We start from the raw sequence: 14,335 nt of genomic DNA, 5'->3' as shown, positions 1-14,335 counted from the left end.
CGGTACTTTTCTCAGGCGCTGCGCGATCGGCTGATGACGGCCTGGTGAGCCAGTTCCCATAACGCTCGGGCTTTCGGGTTGTCCCCGATCAGGTCCTCTACCCGATGCCGCTCGTCACGCAGCTTCTGGTACGCCTCGCTGCGGCTCGCTTCCACAGCGCCGCACGCCCGCAGTGCGTCTGCCGCCGTAGCGACCTGGCGTCTGCTCGCACGGCCCGCGCGAAGTCCTTTCCACAGTCGGGTCATGTGGGCCTGCCGAAGCAGGTCGACCGCGTGGGCGAGCGGCATGGTGACCTTTCCGTTGAACAGGTCCTCCCCGGCCCGCTTTGTCGCGGTTCCGCCGCTCGTCACGCCGTCAAGGTCGAGGACGTCGTCGATGACCTGGTACGAGACTCCCAAGACCTCTCCGAATGCTCCGAGGGCGGTCTGCACTTGCGGGTCGGCGCCAACGAGCAGGGCCCCGGTCTCCAGGCTTGCGCGGACCGGCGCACCCCTCTTCAGCCGGTGGGTGAGGCGGACCATCTGCTGCACCTGGCGGCCACAGCCGGCGGCCACCGCGGCGTCCATCTCTGCGCGGTGGCCCGCCAGGTCAAGGCCCTGCCCGGCGTGGCCCGCGCGCAGCACGCGCAGGCAGGCTTCGGTGACGGCGGCCCGCAGCGCCTGGTCGAAGGTGAAGTACGCGGCGGTGCCGGCGTTCACGGCGGCAGCCAGTCCGGAGACGGCGTGCGACGGTGCCCGGCCGCGTCGGCGGGTGGCCCGGTCCTGGATGTCGTCCACGATGAGCGAGCCGGTGTGCATGAGTTCCATCGCCGCCGCGAGGGGCACGTACCGAGCCGTGTCCCCGCCGAGGAGGTCGATCACCGCCAGCAGCAGACGGGGGCGCAGCCGTGCACCACCGGCCTCGACGAGATGCCGCACGGGGCGGATGAGCGCACTGTGTCACCGGGAACGGAGTTACACCACTCGCCATACATGATCGGTGCGGCAGGTCGAGACCGACTACGGGACAAAGGCATCGGGGATGTGAACCGGCTGGTGCGGCTGGAACTTGACTCTTTCCCGCGCTGGTCAGGCGTCCTAACGTCAAAACCGGCTCGATGCCCCGGCGGAAGGTTCGGGGTGCGGCGTCTGCGAGGGGCTGGTCTGTCTTGGGCGAGTACTTCTACTTCTTCCACGTGGCCCACACGGGATAGGGCAGAGACGGGGCGAAGGGGAATGGGGGAACCAGCCGGCGGGGGGAACTGCGGGTCACGCAGCCGACGGGAGGGCGCGCAGCGTGGAAGAGCATGACGCGGCCCAGGGCCAGGTTTTGGCCTTGGACATCGGCGGTACCACGATCAAGGCGGCCACCGTCGCTGCTGACGGTACGGCCACCCACCACGCCCGTTGTCCGTCCCGCCGCGAGGACGGGCCCGAGGCGGTTGTGGCCACCGTGCTGAAATTCGCCACCCAGCAGCTGGAACGGCGACGCGCTGCCAGCGCAATCCCGCAGGCCGTAGGAGTGTGTTGCCCCGGGATTGTGGACGAGGTGGCGGGGGTGGGGGTGGAGTCTCTGTCCTTGGGATGGCGACAGCTGCCGTTGCGTCAACTGCTGTGTGAGCGGCTGCAAATGCCGGTAGCGCTCGTGCACGACGTCCGAGCAGGTGGAGTTGCCGAGGCCCGGCTCGGTGCCGGACGAGGCGTGTCGAACTTCCTGTTCATGCCAGTCGGTACCGGTGTCGGCGCTGCCCTCATGTTCGATGGAAGGCCGTTTCCGGGCGTGCACTGGAGCAGTGGCGAGTTGATTCACCTGGTCGTCCGGCCAGAAGCGGGCGATCTGTGCCGGTGCGGGAGGCGAGGCTGTCTGGCCACCGTGGGCTCCGCAGCGGCCGTCAGCTCACAATATGGGCGGGCCACCGGAGAGTTCGGGGTACCGGCCGAGGAGGTACTGCGCCGAGCCATCAGCGGCGAGAGCGCCGCGGCCGAGGTATGGGACGAGGCGATCGAGGCCCTCGCCGAGGGGGTGGCGATCTGCGCCGCCGTTGTGGACCCGGCCCTGGTCGTCGTCGGAGGCGGCCTCGCACTCGCCGGTGACCTGCTGCTCACTCCGCTCGCCGAGGCCGTGGCACGTCGGTGCTCCTTCGGCCGGCCGGAGCTAGCCGTAGCTCAGCTGGGTGATCAGGCGGCGTGCGTCGGTGCCGGTCTGCTCGCCTGGGACGACCACTCGGCCACCGGGCACTTCATGCGCTCCGGCTGATGAGGGTTGCCCCGCAGGAGACGAATGATGCGGCAATTCCCACGGGACGTAGGGATGATCTCGGCCATCGCATCCGGTGCCTGCGTAAGCGTGAGCGTGCCGCAGGCGGTGTCATCGACCACGCCTGCGCACCTCTGCCGGACGTTGGGTAACGGTACCGAGCCGCGGCATACCGCGAGCGTTCGCGCCAAGCGCCTAGCCGGCCGCGGCATCCTCGCCGAGCCCGAAACCGGGCTTCTGCTTCCTCGCCCCCCAGACACGCAACGGGCCTGAACCGGACGATCCATTCAACGCTCACTTAGGACTTACATGACTCGTGTGATCTCCATCCTCACCGCCGCTCACGCTCCCTACTCAAGGTTCATGAGTGAGGTGTCCGCGTCCATAATCGAACAGTTCATGCCCCATGGATGGGACTGGCAGTGGGTCGTCCAAGAGGACGGCGAAACAGGCAGCATCGCGACTGCCCTTCCCCGTGACCCACGGATCAGCCTAGGGTCCGGGCGTGCCGGAGGCCCGGCTGTTGCCCGCACGCTGGCCCTGGCCCGAACGACGGGTGAGCTGGTGCGGACCCTGGATGCCGACGACACCCTCCTTCCCGGGGCATTGGCCAGGGACATCGAAATTCTCACCACTTACCCAGATTTGGGCTGGGTGACCTCACAGGCACTTTCGCTGCTACCCGATGGTTCGGCAAGGCCATGGGAACCTCCTGCGGAAGGCCCCATCAAGAAGGACGAGGTGTTGTCGCACTGGGTGGAGACCGGCGGATTCCCCCCGGTGGTGCCGGGAACGCTGTGTATACGCCGTTCCCTGCTCCTAGCCCTGGGTGGCTGGATGGCACTCCCCGGTGCTGAGGACACGGGACTGCTCATGGCCGCCAACACCGTCTCCGATGGATACTTCATGCGCACACCCAGCCTGCTCTACCGCCAGCACACAGAGCAGACAACAGCGCAGCCGTACCACACGGACCTGGGACGGCGGGAGGAACGCGGGCGCCTGATCGTCGCCCGCGCAGAGGCACTGCGCCAGCTCATGATGCAACACGCCTCGGCCCATCCTGGAGACGGCGATCGCCCGTACAACGGGCGCTCAACCGACCGCTCTACGCACGCTCTCCGATGACCACCTGACGCAGCGTGCGCACATGGACGTCGTCACGTGTCCCCAGCCAGGCCGAATCGTCGGGGTCGAGCAACCGACCCCACGTCACGGCGTCAGCTTCGTCCAACAGATCACTCTCGGTCAGCTTGGCTATCTGCGCACTGAGAGTATCGAGCACATCGATCATTACGTCGCTACCGGGAGGCGCCGGGTTATCGATGACGTAAGGAATCGACATGACGTTGCGCAGCCCCGCCCTTCGCAACGCCTCGCACCAGCCGTAGGGCATCGGCACCGCCCCCGGTAGATCATCGCGCCGCCGCGCGAACCGGCGATCCTGCGCCACTTCCATCCGGGCTTCCAAGCCGGGCCGGCCAAGGCCGACGTCCCACGGGAGGAACCGCATCGGCAATCCGCCCTCGCAGATCGCCAGCTGACCGCCGGGGGCGAGGGCCGTGGCCAGCATATTGAGAGTCTCCTGCTGGTCGGTGGTGTGATGGACCACGTGAGAAGCCCAGATCAGGTCCGGGACGCAACCGACCGCCTCGTGGAACGCTTTCACCCCGTCCTCCAGGCGAAAGCTGACAAACTGGATACCAATGAACCCGCGCTCGGCCGCCAGCCGCCGAGCATGCGCTAACAGCAGTTCCTCACCGTCCAGACCCACCACCCGCGCGTCCGAACCAGCAGCCTCGCTCAAGGCCAGCGCCATACCCCCGGCGCCGCACCCCACGTCAACCAGACGTCGACGGCCGGGCGTTAGCCGTACGGCCACCTCTTCCAGCCAAGCTGCGTCTCGCCGTAACGCTCTGACCAGCGATGCGACCTCCTTAGGCCAGTCCCCACTCACCTCTCGGGCCTTGCTGGCACCACTCATCGCGCTTCCCCAGAATCGGTTGATAAGCCAATAGGAGACCAAGGACGGTCGGATGCGAACGCGCCTCTGCCCAGCCGCTGACAGTGATGGGAGGCTACTCGACCTGGATCCACTGAAGCCGTTTCCTTTCGAATTTGCTGGCCAACTGAGCTGAGCCGACTGGACATGGCTTGGTCGCTCCGCGTCACTTTCTGTCAGACATCGCGTTGGTTATGGAGGATCCACCCGTCTTGAAGGAGAAGCTTCCATGAAGCGTATGACTGGCCTGCTGTCCGCCTCCGTGCTTGCGCTGGGAGGTCTCGCGAGTGGCGGCATGCTGGCGCCCGCGACTGCATCCGCCGCGCCCGTCTGTGGCGGCTCCAGAGCACCTGACCGCTGGCTGTGCTGTCGGAGGCATGGCCGTACCGTCCATATGTTGGCGACATTAGCCTTCTCGACATATGAAATCTTCATCGGTATGCCCCGTAAACTTTCTCCAAAGTGCGGACTGTGATGCGAGAAGTCACCGGGCTGGCCGGACCAGGGGGTGACGAACGCGTGCCGAACCGTGGCCGACACACCGCGCGGGCTACGGCTGCCGCCTGAATCTCGGCGCACCGAACTGCTGCCTCACCGCACCGAAATCGAACCATGAGGAACAGGCCGTCGCCTCCGGGCGGCTGCAGTGCCAAACCCAGACGACCCTCCCGCAGCACCTGCTGGACGTCGGCCGGTAAGTGCGGCGAGCTATCCCGGAACCCCGTGGCGGCGATCACCGCGTCGAACCTCGCCGCTGTCCCGTCGCCGAACTGCACCGTCTCCTTCCCCAGGGCCGTGACGCGCTGATACATGCGGATCCGGCCATGGACCAGGTGCGAGAGGAAGTGGTCGCTCAGCACGGGGAACGAGGAGGCCAGTGGTCTATCGGGAGTAGGCAGTCCGTAGTGGGTGTAGGAGTCCGTGAGCCGCCGCTGCACTGTCGAGTCCGCGATCCGCGCGACGATGCGGCCGACGAGGGGAGTCCGTTGCAGCCAGCCCTGCACGGGATGGTCGACCGGCCTTTCCGGAGCAACCTTCGGCAGGTGCCACCTCGGTGTCCGGATGCTGATGCCGACGCTGGCGGATGTAGCGACGAGGTCACTGGCGATATCGACGGCGGAGGAGCCATTTCCCACCACGAGAACGTGCGCCTTGCGGTAGGGCTCCGGGGTGCGGTATGCCGATGAGTGCGTATACGCGTATGTGCGATTGGTCGCCACCGGAACCGTCGGGCCACGGGGTTCGCTAGTGTGGCCGGACGCGTCGACGACTGCGTCGAACTCTGCGCCAGAGACCGAACCATCGGGGTTTACCCAGTGGACTGCCCAGCCGCCCTGGGGATGCCGGGCGACCGAGGTCACCTGGCACTCCCAGTGTCGCTCGGCGCCTTGGCACTCAGCTGCGATCTCCTTCAAGTACGCCGCATAGTGTGAGTGGTGGAGATAGTGGACCGGAGTTTTGGCAGGAATGGGGCGCCCCGTGAAGGCACTTTGCTCCCGAGTGGTGTTCAGGTACAAGGCGTCATATGCCCTGCTGTTCCGTGAGGAGGGGCTCCACAAGCCTCCGGCCTCCGGATCCTCGGAGATCCAGTGAAGGGCGTGGGCCGGCAGGTGGGGTTGGAGTGCGCGTACGGCGGCTATACCGCTGATACCTGAACCGATGACGCAGACCTTCACTGCGTCCGTCCTGTGCCGGGACCGGAGGCCGCGACCAATTCAGAGCACTGCTGCTGCCCCACGGTCGGGTGGGGCACGACCATTGCAGCCAGGTGCTCCGTGTGCTCGGCCAGGTGGAGGAGTGGGTCGAGCAGGATGGGTTCGGCGCTTGCGTCCGCTACTTCGCGCAGGCCGTGTACACGCTGCTGGGGGGTGCCTGCGGCGGGTACCGCGGCCAGGTGGCCGTGCTGGGAGGAGATCATCGTCGGGGCGAGTGCCGGAAGAAACCCTTGCTCAAGCACCATCGGCCACCTTCACGGTCGGAGACGACAGCGGACATGGGATCGTTCCTGCGAGGGCAAGCAGCGCAGGCATAGTCCCTCTGAACAGGGTAGAGGCCTCGCAGCGAGCTGATGCCTACACGAATAGTCGTCTCGGGCCCGGATGCCGGAGCAGGGGGGCCGACGACGTCATCCTCAAGCTCGACGCAGACGACCTGCCCGACGAGCCCGCCCTCACCCAGGCCCTCAGTCATCCCGCCCGTGAGCAGTGGACCGGCATCGAGGTCCGTCACGACGAACCCGCCGCCCACCTCGATCTCTGGCTCGCCACCATGAGTAGCCACCTCGGCTTCGGCCGGCCGACTTCCCTGACGGCCTTCTCCAGGTGGCCGCGCAGCGTGGGCAGCCACGTGTAGTGGAAGGCGTGCCGTCCGGTCTCGTGGGCAAGGGAGATCAGGTTCACCCGCAGCAGCGGATCGTCCGGACCCCAGCCGTCCGCCAGCCGCTCGGCTACGACGTGATCGAGTGCGACATCGAACGGATCGGCCTCCTGTATGTGGCGGTCGATGGCCTGCGCGACCTCGACCCTCCAGTCCGGACGCTCCCGGTTGTTGCGGCCCGGTCGATTCGGCACCATCTCCTGCAACTCCTGCTGCAGCTCCGTGACGTGCGGCGCCAGCACCTCCACCACGTACAGGGCCGCCGCGACAAGCGGTTGGAAGACGTCGTTGCTCAGCGGCGGTGTCGTGTTTCCCGTCTGACGGGCCATCCGGCGACGGAGTACGCCGTGCGTCGCCCCCACGGACGGAAGGCCGACATATAGCCGTCGGCTGAGAACAATTCCTTGTAGTAGCCCAGCTCCTGGATGACTGCCACAACGTCCATGCGGTAGCCGGGACTGCTGTCGCGGATCACGACGCCGTGCTTGTCCCGCTTACGGGTGGGTGACGAGGATCCACCGGCCGGTGGCGGCCTCGATGCCCGTGTTGCGGGCGTAGGACAGTCCCGGCCGGGGCTCGTGCACGACCCGCGTCGGCACCCACCACCTGCGGCCGACGGCACCTGGGAACGACTGCTCCAGCAGGTCCAGGCCGCAGCCGACGCAGCAGGCAAGATCGACTGGGACATCTCGGTCGACTCCACCATCGTCCGCGCGCATCACCATGCGGCCGGCGCTCGCACCGAACCGCCGCCTGCTCCTGCGTCAAAAGGGGACGCAGCGGCAGAACACCAGCACGAGAGGCCGTGGCGAAGTCTCGTCGCCCGCCCTGGTGGAGGTGGTGCAGGAGGTGAGGGCCTGGGCCGCTCGCGCGGCGGGTTCACCACCAAACTGCACCTGAGCGCGGACGGCCGCTGCCGCCCGCTGTCTCTGATCGTCACCCCAGGTCAGCGGGCGGACTGCACGCAGTTCATCGCCGTGATGGAGAAGATCCGAGTGCCCAGACTCGGGCCGGGAAGACCGCGTGGGAAGCCGGAAAGCCTGGCTGCCGACAAGGCTTACAGCAACGGGCTCCTCCGCGAATACCTGCGGCGTCGAGGAATCCGCCACGCGATCCCGGAGAAGACCGACAGCCAGGCCGCCCGCCTACGCAAGGGTTCTCGCGGCGGACGGGCACCCGGTTTCGACGGGGAGCGTTACAAGAAGCGCAACACCGTCGAGCGGACCATCAACCGTCTGAAATAGTCCCGGGTGGCTGCCACCCGCTACGACAAGCGCCGTTACGTCTACCTCGGCACCGCGACCGCCGCAGCACTCGTCATCTGGCTTCGAACATGATCGGCCGGACACGTCCTAGACGGGGCCCTGGTCGTTCACGTAGTGCGCGCCTGAGCATTCCACCCGTACCGGAGCCGTACACTGCCGTGCCTAACGAGCCGAGCGGCGCCGCGGATCTGGCATTGCGGGAGAGGGAGGCCGGCGGCCAGCCCGAAGCTGTCACTGGGCTCGGCCGGCAACCCTGTTCTCCATCGCAACGCACGAGGCTCCCAAACCCGCAGTCGGATAATCTGCAAGGGCCTAGGGCTGTTTGTCGCACACAATCCGCAGGTAGTTGAGGATTCCGTTCTGGAATGCGGTGTAGAAGGGGCTTTCCACTCCTGTGCGGTGCTTCGATGCCTGCCGCAGCTCCCAATACGGCAGCACGTCGTGTGCTCGGTCTTCCAGATGGCGGGGATACAGGCCGTTTCCTGTCATCGCCTTGAGTACCGTGGGGCGGGAGGGGATCTGTGTGTAGTAGTTCCGGTCGATCCACTTCACCTCGGGTGTGTGGCGGGCGTTTTCGCTGTCGGCGATCCACTCGACGAACACGAACACCCCGCCCGGCTTGAGGACCCGGGAGACTTCGCGGCACAGGTCGTCCACCGAGTCCAAGTGCGGGGCAACTTCGTTGATGTACACCGCGTCGTAGTAGCCGTCCGGTTTGCCCGTGGCGTTGACGTTGCCGACTTCGAACGTCACGCGGTCGGCGATGCCATGCTGTCGGGCGACCTTCTGGGCGTACTCGATGCGGTAGGGGGAGAAGTCGATGCCTTCGACGAAGCAGCCGAACCGCTCGTAGGCGAAGAACGAGGTGCCGCCCCTGCCGCACGCCACATCGAGGACCCTCGCCGTGGGGGGAAGGTCACCGAGCAGGTCGACCAGGGCCTGCGCCTGGAGGTTCTCGATCCGGTGCAGCTCTCGCATCACCGCCTTCTCCCGGTGGGGCTCCGCTACCTTCAGCGCGGCCCGGTTGTAGGGAAAGATCGAGAAGTGCGAGTGGACGTAGTCGTCCTCGCCGGCATCGGTGTTGATGACGTCTGCGCGCTTGAACTCGTAGTACGCGTAGACGTCCTTCTCGCGTTCGCTGCGCAGCATGTCCTTGCCGACGCTCACCATTCCGGACGCCTGCGCCGCGGGGAGCGCCACCTCCCACACGGGCTTCAGCCACTGCGCGTACAGCGAGGGGTGGTCTTTCAGCTCGCGGGTGAGATCGTCGACCGCCATCCAGCGGACCTCACCCACCTCCTGGGGGTCCGGGTTCAGTTCGCCGTGGCTGAAGCCGATCAGGACATGGCTGTACTCGTCCTCGGTGTAGTCCCCGTAGCCGAGCCGGTACTGGGTGATGCCGGCTTCGTGGACCTCGACACCGGAGACCCCGAGCTCTTCGAAGATGCGCCGCTGCCCGCAGCTGGTGAGCGTTACGCCGCTGGCCGGGTGGCCGCAGGTGGACGGGCCCCAGACGCCGGGGAACCGCAGTTTGGACGTGCTCCTGCGGGCGATCAAGGCATGTCCGCGGCCGTCGAAGAGCATCACCGAGAACGCCCGGTGCTTGTGAACGTCCGTGCGGTGCGCGGCGTCGACGGTGGCCGTACCGACGCTGATTCCCTCGTCGTCCACGAGATCCACCAGGAGTTCCTCGCGTGCGCTCTGGTCAGCCATGGGATTGCCCCCTCGTCGTGATGTAGAGCAGCAGGTCGGTGATCTTCGTTTGCAGGTCCGGACGGAGGTCTGAGGAGTCCACGGCCTGGAAGGCGCGGGACATGGCGGCGGCTGCCAGGTCCGTGCACATCTGCTTCGCACTCGAGGCGGTGATCTGCCCGGCCAGCTCCGCCAGGACGACCTCGTCGGTGCGACGCGGCCACAGCTCCTCGATTTTCTTCCGGCACGAGGGTGAGGAGACGGCTGCGAAGACCACCGGCAGGGTGATCCGCCCTTGCCGGAGATCCGCCAGTGATTGCTTGCCCGAAGCACCGGTGTCCCAGTAGTTCTCCGCGTCGTTGGCCGTCTTCCATGCCTGCCCGGCATGGCCCACGGCCTCGATCAGTCCAGGCAGTGCGTCGGGTTGCCCTCCGCACAGCACGCTCGCCACGCGCACCGAGGAGTGCAGCAGCAGGGGGCCCAGGGTGTAGCCGACACCGCAGAGAATTTCCTGGACGTCGGTATCCAGGTCTGCCGCTGCGGCCATCGCCTCGTCCTGCGACCAGCCGCCGACCACGTCGATGACCGTACCCGTGAGCATCCGAGCAGCCTGGCGGCCGTTGTCCTCGCGCAGGAGGACGCCGCAGGCGAGCGGGATCGCCGCGTCCCCGGCGATGATCGCCATCGAGGGACCGAACACCGTATGCGCCGCAGGGCGCCCGCGCCGCTCGTCGTCGTCATCGATGATGTCGTCGTGCAGCAGCGACAGATTGTGCACCAACTCGTGTGCGACGGCTGAGGCGAGAGCGGAATCCCGACGGCCCAGCTGGTCCCCGGTGATCATCGCGAGTGCTGCGTGCAGATACCGGCTCCCCCGGGCCTGCACCGGCGCTCCCTGCTCGTCGCGCCAGCCGAAGACGTAGCCGCACACTTTCGCCAGTTCCGGATGCAGGGAGCCGACCTCTTCCTGCAGGGCGCCCTCCGCCCACTGTCTCGCCTCAAAGATCACCGAAGGTACCTTCATGTTCCTCCTTGCGTAAGAGGAAAAACGTGCGGCATCGTGGTGCGAGGGAGGCATAGATGTTAATTCCACCAGCCTACGAGCCCGTTCCGATTCGCATCAACCCTCATGTCGATATGGCGAAAAGTGACCTGCTCGGGCATTTGGACACCGTGCTGGACTTTGGCGGAAAGTCGCCGATGCTGGTGCGCGAGGTCATCACCAAAGGGCAACCATGGCTATCGCTCGCCATGAATATGCCCCGAGCGAAACCCGACGTCCTGTGCACCGTCACGCGGCTGATCACTCTTATATACATCGCCGACCTGCTGGACGAATCACCTGACGTGACCTCACAAGCTTTCGCCCGGCACGCCCGGACGTCCATGCACGCACTGACCACCGGCCGCCCCGCAGGAGGCGCCCTGGACGCACAGGCCGCGCTTCACGGGAAAAAACTCCGGTCGCTCGTCACGCCGCTTCAATTCGAACGTTTCGTATCGGCGGCAACCTCCTGGGCCCTTGCGACAACGGCAGAATTCGACATCAGGGACTCCACTCCGTCCCTGAATGACTACTTCATCATCCGCACGGAAAGCAAAGCATCAGGAGATGTTTGCGCATCCCTTCTGGAGCTTCAGTACGACGAAGAAATCGATCCCCTCCTGTGGAATTCCCCGGCCTGTAGAGCCGCCCGGGAAGCCTCGAAGATCGCTCTCGTCATCGACAATGACATCTACAGCAGGCCACGCGAAAAAAACGACCCGCATGCGATGCCCACGTGTGTGGACATCCTGATCGCTGAGGGATTGAGCGAAGATGACGCGGTGGACGTCCTGATCGCCTGGCGGGACAGCGCAGTACGGCTCATCGAATCCATCCGGGACACAGCCGAAGGCACCGCGAAGAACCTGTATGAAGATCTCCTCAACCAGGTGCTGATGGCACCCCGTTACTACGCGATCGTCGGCCTGTACGCCGGCCTGGAATCACTTCGCTTCACCCCCACTTCCTCCCACTCGATGACACCGATGGAGCTTCCTGGCTTCTCCTGGGTCTGGGGCTGCCTGCGAAATCCTGAAGATCCGTGAGGGAACTCGCCACCGCTCTGCTCAACTGCACGCCCTGTAACGAGCGGCGCGGACGGCGAGTTCGGCGAGGTTGCCGCCCTGAGCTGATCACATCTCGCCGTACGAGCGCGGTGGCCGGCTCCACGGTGGGCCGACCTCGGCTGTCTTGTCTCCGGCACGGTGTGAGTGTGTGAGTTTTCGATGCATGCCCGATCAGGACTCTGTGCGCGCAGGCCAGGACAAGGCTGCGGTAGTCCTGTCCTTTGGCAGCGAAGATAGTCGGGCGCAGGATGCTGACCTGCGGCGACCAGGCGCTGCCGCGCGGCGGGGGAGCAGTAGTGGAGTGGCTAGCAGGAGCACGCCGGCCAGGCCGATGGCCGTACGCGGGCCGAGCAGGCCGCCCAGCACGCCCCAGGCGGCTGTCAGGAGTGCGGTCGAGGCCTTGGTTGTGACCGCCCAGGCGGACAGGGTGCGGGTGACCCGGTCGGTCGCGGTGCGCTGGAGTCGGTAGGTGGCGGAGACGGGGTTGAAGACCGCGCAGCAGAAGATGAGCCCCAGTTCGACGCCTATCACCAGCAGCAGCCCGCCGGTGCCCGGCCCCACGAAGGCCAGGCCGGCCGGCCAGATCGCGCGCAGCGCCCCGGCGGCGACCAGGACCTGGTGCCGGCCGAACCGGGTGACGAGCGGTCGGGTCAGCCGCGAACCGAGCAGCCCGCCGATCGCGGGGACGGCGAAGGCGAGGCCGTACTGCCACGGTGCGAACCCGAGCCGGCCGAGCATCAGGACGGCCAGCAGCGGCGAGGCTGCCATCACCAGGCCGTTGAAGAGCGCGGTGTTGAAGAACAGCGGACGCAGCGTCGGGTCGGCGAGGATGTACCGCCAGCCGTCGAGCAGGTCCCCGGCCTTCGTGTGCGCCGTCTCCCGGCGCCCGGGTGGCGGCTCGTGGTTGCTGCCCGTCGCGCGGATGCCGAGGGCCGAGAGCAGGTAGCTGACCGCGTCGGCCATCACCGTCGCCACGGGGCCGAGCAGCCCGATCGCGGCGCCGCCCAGCGGTGGTCCGACGATCGTGGTCGTCCAGGTCGTGGATTCGAACCGGGCGTTGGCGACGAGCAGGTCCTCGGTCGGGAGCAGTGTCTTCAGATAGGCGCCGGAGGCGGCACGGAAGGTGATGTCGGCCGCCGCGACGACGGCCGTGACCAGCAGCAGCTGGAGAAAGGTGAGCGCGCCGAGGGCTGACGCCGCGGGGATCGTCAGCAGGGCGACGCACCGCACCAGGTCCATCGTGATCAGCACCGGCCGCTTGCGGCGGAACTCCACCCACGGTCCGATCGGCACCGCCGCGGCGGCGCCCACGGCGGCCCCGATGGAGGAGAGGGCGGCGACCTGGGCCGGTCCGGCGTCCAGTACCTCGATGGCAATCAACGGGAACGCACCGAAGGCGAGCCACGTGCCCAGCGCGCTGGTCCCGTACGCCGCCCAAAGCCACCCGAACCGCCGCCCCAGCCGGTGCCCGTTCCACACGCCGCGCCCTCCCTCGCCGCACAACCAATCCGCTACACAAGTCATCCAAGCGAGCACCATCGCCACTGGTCAAACAACCGCAAGACCCTTCACTCACAACCATCAGTTGTGCAAGTACGGTGTCGGCATGGAGCTCAACGCCGTCCGGACCTTTGTCGCCGCCGCCGACGCGGGGCAGTTCCAAGCAGCCGCCGCCGAGCTGGCCGTCACCCAGCAGGCCGTCTCCAAGCGCATCGCCGCGCTCGAGCGCGACCTCGGCGTGCGGCTGTTCACCCGCACCGCACGCGGCGCCGAGCTCACCATCGACGGCCAGGCCTTCCTGCCGCACGCACGCGAACTGCTGCGCGTGGCCGAACGCGCGGCCGAGTCCGTGCACGCCGGACGCCGGCCGCTGCGCGTCGACGTGATCGCTTCGCGCAGCGCGCAGTCAGCGCTGATGCGCGACTTCCACCGCGCGCACCCCGAGACCGACCTCGACGTGGTGATGCTCTTCGACATCGACAGGGCCGTCGCCGCCATCCGGTCCGGTGCGATCGACGCGTCCTTCCGCGCTGTCGCCGCGCCGGGGTATCCCCTTCCCGAGGACATCCAGTCCGTCCGGGTCCTCGACGAGAACCTCCACCTCCTCACCGGACCCGCTCACGCGCTGGCGGGCGCCCGCTCGGTGACTGTCGCGCAGCTCGCCGGGCACCGGATCTGGATGCCCGGCATCGTCCCCGGCACCGAATGGGCCGCCTACTACGACGACCTCGTCGCCGAGTTCGGCCTCACCATCGAGGCGACAGGCCCCAACTTCGGCTCCGACGCGCTCCTCGACACCATCGCCGACACCCCCGCCCTGGCCACCTTCATGGGTGCGGACTCCCGCCTCGTCTGGCCCGCCGGCCACGGCCTGCGCCGCATCCCGGTGACCGACCCGACGCCCGTCTACCCGCACTCGGTCCTCTGGCACCGCGACAACCCCCACCCGGCGCTGGCCACCCTCCGCACCCACCTCGCCGCCACAGCGGCCGGCCACGACGCCGCCGGGACCTGGACGCCGGACTGGGTGAATCCGCGCTGAACGCCGCCGCGTCTCCGGTCATCGTGTCCGGATCGACGGACGACGACTCGGGGGTAGGCGTGGCCACCGGCACACGGCGGCTCGCCCCCTCCGTACCTCATACGCCTGGCC

The 14,335-nt window shown here is 67.2% G+C and carries 13 protein-coding genes; 5 read left to right on the top strand and 8 right to left on the bottom strand.

The genetic code is table 11. The annotated features are described in order from the left end of the window. Window positions 1-11 precede the first annotated feature (11 nt). Window positions 12-926: a polyprenyl synthetase family protein gene (locus AB8O64_RS02835; RefSeq protein WP_370423770.1), complete on the bottom strand. Its 915-nt coding sequence runs from the start codon at window positions 924-926 to the stop codon at window positions 12-14. Between the two features lie 349 nt (window positions 927-1,275). Between AB8O64_RS02835 and AB8O64_RS02830 the strand changes: the two genes are divergently transcribed. Together AB8O64_RS02830 and AB8O64_RS02825 are read left to right on the top strand one after the other, a co-directional pair. Then, a complete protein-coding gene (locus tag AB8O64_RS02830; RefSeq protein ID WP_370417684.1) occupies window positions 1,276-2,235 on the top strand; it encodes an ROK family protein in 960 nt (319 codons plus the stop codon). Between the two features lie 363 nt (window positions 2,236-2,598). Then, window positions 2,599-3,363 carry a glycosyltransferase gene (locus AB8O64_RS02825; RefSeq protein ID WP_370417683.1) on the top strand — a complete coding sequence of 255 codons (765 nt, stop codon included), beginning with the start codon at window positions 2,599-2,601 and terminating at the stop codon, window positions 3,361-3,363. Here the strand turns inward: AB8O64_RS02825 and AB8O64_RS02820 are convergent. The 4 genes from AB8O64_RS02820 to AB8O64_RS02805 form a co-directional block, all read right to left on the bottom strand. Next, window positions 3,344-4,219, bottom strand: coding sequence for a class I SAM-dependent methyltransferase (locus tag AB8O64_RS02820; protein WP_370417682.1), 876 nt, complete (start codon window positions 4,217-4,219; stop codon window positions 3,344-3,346). The genes AB8O64_RS02825 and AB8O64_RS02820 overlap by 20 nt on opposite strands. A gap of 449 nt (window positions 4,220-4,668) precedes the next feature. Continuing rightward, window positions 4,669-5,913 (bottom strand): NAD(P)-binding domain-containing protein, encoded by a 1,245-nt coding sequence (locus AB8O64_RS02815; protein ID WP_370417681.1) that lies wholly within the window; start codon window positions 5,911-5,913, stop codon window positions 4,669-4,671. Continuing rightward, window positions 5,910-6,197: a hypothetical protein gene (locus AB8O64_RS02810; protein ID WP_370417680.1), complete on the bottom strand. Its 288-nt coding sequence runs from the start codon at window positions 6,195-6,197 to the stop codon at window positions 5,910-5,912. Before AB8O64_RS02810 ends, AB8O64_RS02815 begins: the two co-directional genes overlap by 4 nt. Window positions 6,198-6,462: 265 nt before the next feature. After that, complete coding sequence (locus AB8O64_RS02805) at window positions 6,463-6,942, bottom strand: hypothetical protein (protein WP_370417679.1); 480 nt, start codon at window positions 6,940-6,942, stop codon at window positions 6,463-6,465. 249 nt (window positions 6,943-7,191) lie between these two features. Between AB8O64_RS02805 and AB8O64_RS02800 the strand changes: the two genes are divergently transcribed. Further along, window positions 7,192-7,857 (top strand): IS5 family transposase, encoded by a 666-nt coding sequence (locus AB8O64_RS02800; protein ID WP_370417678.1) that lies wholly within the window; start codon window positions 7,192-7,194, stop codon window positions 7,855-7,857. A gap of 333 nt (window positions 7,858-8,190) precedes the next feature. Here AB8O64_RS02800 and idi read toward each other — a convergent pair whose 3' ends face one another. Continuing rightward, window positions 8,191-9,591: an isopentenyl-diphosphate Delta-isomerase gene (gene idi, locus AB8O64_RS02795; protein ID WP_370417677.1), complete on the bottom strand. Its 1,401-nt coding sequence runs from the start codon at window positions 9,589-9,591 to the stop codon at window positions 8,191-8,193. Continuing rightward, the gene (locus tag AB8O64_RS02790) at window positions 9,584-10,594 is read right to left on the bottom strand and encodes a polyprenyl synthetase family protein (protein WP_370417676.1); all 1,011 of its coding nucleotides are present in this window, start codon (window positions 10,592-10,594) and stop codon (window positions 9,584-9,586) included. Before AB8O64_RS02790 ends, idi begins: the two co-directional genes overlap by 8 nt. 56 nt (window positions 10,595-10,650) lie before the next feature. Here AB8O64_RS02790 and AB8O64_RS02785 point away from each other — a divergent pair, with 56 nt between their 5' ends. Continuing rightward, complete coding sequence (locus AB8O64_RS02785; protein ID WP_370417675.1) at window positions 10,651-11,661, top strand: hypothetical protein; 1,011 nt, start codon at window positions 10,651-10,653, stop codon at window positions 11,659-11,661. Window positions 11,662-11,853: 192 nt separating this feature from the next. Here AB8O64_RS02785 and AB8O64_RS02780 read toward each other — a convergent pair whose 3' ends face one another. Further along, window positions 11,854-13,206, bottom strand: a complete 1,353-nt coding sequence (locus tag AB8O64_RS02780; RefSeq protein WP_370417674.1) for an MFS transporter — start codon at window positions 13,204-13,206, stop codon at window positions 11,854-11,856. An 82-nt stretch (window positions 13,207-13,288) separates the two neighbouring features. On the opposite strand from AB8O64_RS02780, the gene AB8O64_RS02775 reads away from it, so the two are divergent. Then, complete coding sequence (locus AB8O64_RS02775; RefSeq protein ID WP_370417673.1) at window positions 13,289-14,224, top strand: LysR family transcriptional regulator; 936 nt, start codon at window positions 13,289-13,291, stop codon at window positions 14,222-14,224. The last annotated feature ends 111 nt before the right edge of the window (window positions 14,225-14,335 follow it).

Origin of the sequence: Streptomyces sp. QH1-20, assembly GCF_041283565.1 — a bacterium.
Lineage (GTDB): Bacteria > Actinomycetota > Actinomycetes > Streptomycetales > Streptomycetaceae > Streptomyces > Streptomyces syringius.
The sequence above is the reverse complement of the archived record's forward strand: the minus strand, read 5'-3'. Positions and strand labels throughout refer to the sequence as shown.

Excerpts from the sequence above, each read along its gene's own strand:
- AB8O64_RS02825 (WP_370417683.1), top strand. The coding sequence starts at position 2,599 with ATGAGTGAGGTGTCCGCGTCCATAATCGAACAGTTCATGCCCCATGGA.
- AB8O64_RS02820 (WP_370417682.1), bottom strand. The coding sequence starts at position 4,219 with ATGAGTGGTGCCAGCAAGGCCCGAGAGGTGAGTGGGGACTGGCCTAAG.
- AB8O64_RS02810 (WP_370417680.1), bottom strand. The coding sequence starts at position 6,197 with ATGGTGCTTGAGCAAGGGTTTCTTCCGGCACTCGCCCCGACGATGATC.
- AB8O64_RS02805 (WP_370417679.1), bottom strand. The coding sequence starts at position 6,942 with ATGGCCCGTCAGACGGGAAACACGACACCGCCGCTGAGCAACGACGTC.
- idi (WP_370417677.1), bottom strand. The coding sequence starts at position 9,591 with ATGGCTGACCAGAGCGCACGCGAGGAACTCCTGGTGGATCTCGTGGAC.
- AB8O64_RS02790 (WP_370417676.1), bottom strand. The coding sequence starts at position 10,594 with ATGAAGGTACCTTCGGTGATCTTTGAGGCGAGACAGTGGGCGGAGGGC.
- AB8O64_RS02785 (WP_370417675.1), top strand. The coding sequence starts at position 10,651 with ATGTTAATTCCACCAGCCTACGAGCCCGTTCCGATTCGCATCAACCCT.
- AB8O64_RS02780 (WP_370417674.1), bottom strand. The coding sequence starts at position 13,206 with ATGACTTGTGTAGCGGATTGGTTGTGCGGCGAGGGAGGGCGCGGCGTG.
- AB8O64_RS02775 (WP_370417673.1), top strand. The coding sequence starts at position 13,289 with ATGGAGCTCAACGCCGTCCGGACCTTTGTCGCCGCCGCCGACGCGGGG.